Genomic DNA, 2500 nt, shown 5'->3' on the forward strand with positions numbered 1-2500 from the left:
TAATTGATTAAAAAAGTCAATAATTTTTTTATGTTCTCTCAAAACTAGATAACACTTGCTTCATATTATATGGTTAAGTCCTCGATCTATTAGTATTCGTCAGCTCCACATGTCACCATGCTTCCACCTCGAACCTATCAACCTGATCATCTTTCAGGGATCTTACTAGCTTACGCTATGGGAAATCTCATCTTGAGGGGGGCTTCATGCTTAGATGCTTTCAGCACTTATCCCTTCCGCACATAGCTACCCAGCTATGCCCTTGGCAGAACAACTGGTACACCAGCGGTGCGTCCATCCCGGTCCTCTCGTACTAAGGACAGCTCCTCTCAAATTTCCTACGCCCACGACGGATAGGGACCGAACTGTCTCACGACGTTCTGAACCCAGCTCGCGTACCGCTTTAATGGGCGAACAGCCCAACCCTTGGGACCGACTACAGCCCCAGGATGCGATGAGCCGACATCGAGGTGCCAAACCTCCCCGTCGATGTGGACTCTTGGGGGAGATAAGCCTGTTATCCCCGGGGTAGCTTTTATCCGTTGAGCGATGGCCCTTCCATGCGGAACCACCGGATCACTAAGCCCGACTTTCGTCCCTGCTCGACTTGTAGGTCTCGCAGTCAAGCTCCCTTATGCCTTTGCACTCTACGAATGATTTCCAACCATTCTGAGGGAACCTTTGGGCGCCTCCGTTACACTTTAGGAGGCGACCGCCCCAGTCAAACTGCCCACCTGACACTGTCTCTCGGGTCGATAAGACCCGTAGGTTAGAATTTCAATACAGCCAGGGCGGTATCCCACCAGCGCCTCCACCGAAGCTAGCGCTCCGGCTTCAAAGGCTCCCGCCTATCCTGTACAAGCTGTACCAAAATTCAATATCAGGCTACAGTAAAGCTCCACGGGGTCTTTCCGTCCTGTCGCGGGTAACCTGCATCTTCACAGGTACTATAATTTCACCGAGTCTCTGGTTGAGACAGTGCCCAAATCGTTACACCTTTCGTGCGGGTCGGAACTTACCCGACAAGGAATTTCGCTACCTTAGGACCGTTATAGTTACGGCCGCCGTTTACTGGGGCTTCAGTTCAGAGCTTCGCTTGCGCTAACCCCTCTCCTTAACCTTCCAGCACCGGGCAGGTGTCAGCCCCTATACTTCGCCTTACGGCTTCGCAGAGACCTGTGTTTTTGCTAAACAGTCGCTTGGGCCTATTCACTGCGGCTTTCCGTTAAGAAAGCACCCCTTCTCCCGAAGTTACGGGGTCATTTTGCCGAGTTCCTTAACCAGAGTTCTCTCGCACACCTTAGGATTCTCTCCTCGCCTACCTGTGTCGGTTTGCGGTACAGGCACCTTTTATCTCGCTAGAAGCTTTTCTTGGCAGCGGGGAATCAAAGACTTCGCTCCATAAGGAGCTTCCCCATCACAGCTCAGCCTTCACGGTAAGCGGATTTGCCTACTTACCAGCCTAACTGCTTGGACGTGCACAACCAATCGCACGCTTCTTCTATCCTTCTGCGTCCCTCCATTGCTCAAACGATAAAGAGGTGGTACAGGAATATCAACCTGTTGTCCATCGCCTACGCCTGTCGGCCTCGGCTTAGGTCCTGACTAACCCTGAGCGGACGAGCCTTCCTCAGGAAACCTTAGGCATTCGGTGGACGGGATTCTCACCCGTCTTTCGCTACTCATACCGGCATTCTCACTTCTAAGCACTCCACCAGTCCTTCCGGTCTGACTTCACTGTCCTTAGAACGCTCCCCTACCACTGATACCATAGGTATCAATCCGCAGCTTCGGTGGTGTATTTAGCCCCGGTACATTTTCGGCGCAGAGTCACTCGACTAGTGAGCTATTACGCACTCTTTAAATGGTGGCTGCTTCTAAGCCAACATCCTAGTTGTCTAAGCAACTCCACATCCTTTTCCACTTAATACACACTTTGGGACCTTAGCTGGCGGTCTGGGCTGTTTCCCTTTTGACTACGGATCTTATCACTCGCAGTCTGACTCCCAAGGATAAGTCATTGGCATTCGGAGTTTGACTGAATTCGGTAATCCGATGAGGACCCCTAGTTCAATCAGTGCTCTACCTCCAAGACTCTTACACTTGAGGCTAGCCCTAAAGCTATTTCGGGGAGAACCAGCTATCTCCAGGTTCGATTGGAATTTCTCCGCTACCCACACCTCATCCCCGCACTTTTCAACGTGCGTGGGTTCGGGCCTCCATTCAGTGTTACCTGAACTTCACCCTGGACATGGGTAGATCACCTGGTTTCGGGTCTACGACCACGTACTAAACGCCCTATTCAGACTCGCTTTCGCTACGGCTCCGCCTCTTCAGCTTAACCTCGCACGGGATCGTAACTCGCCGGTTCATTCTACAAAAGGCACGCCATCACCCGTTAACGGGCTCTGACTATTTGTAGGCACACGGTTTCAGGATCTCTTTCACTCCCCTTCCGGGGTGCTTTTCACCTTTCCCTCACGGTACTGGTTCACTATCG

Annotated in this window: 1 rRNA gene (cut by a window edge); it reads right to left on the reverse strand. The window is 51.8% G+C overall.

The features are described 5' to 3' along the window. Positions 1 to 69 precede the first annotated feature (69 nt). Positions 70 to 2500 (reverse strand): 23S ribosomal RNA (locus COO03_RS01845) (it continues 491 nt past the right edge of the window).

The sequence above is a fragment of the Bacillus sp. AFS098217 genome (assembly GCF_002551815.1).
Taxonomy (GTDB): Bacteria; Bacillota; Bacilli; order Bacillales; family Bacillaceae_G; genus Bacillus_A.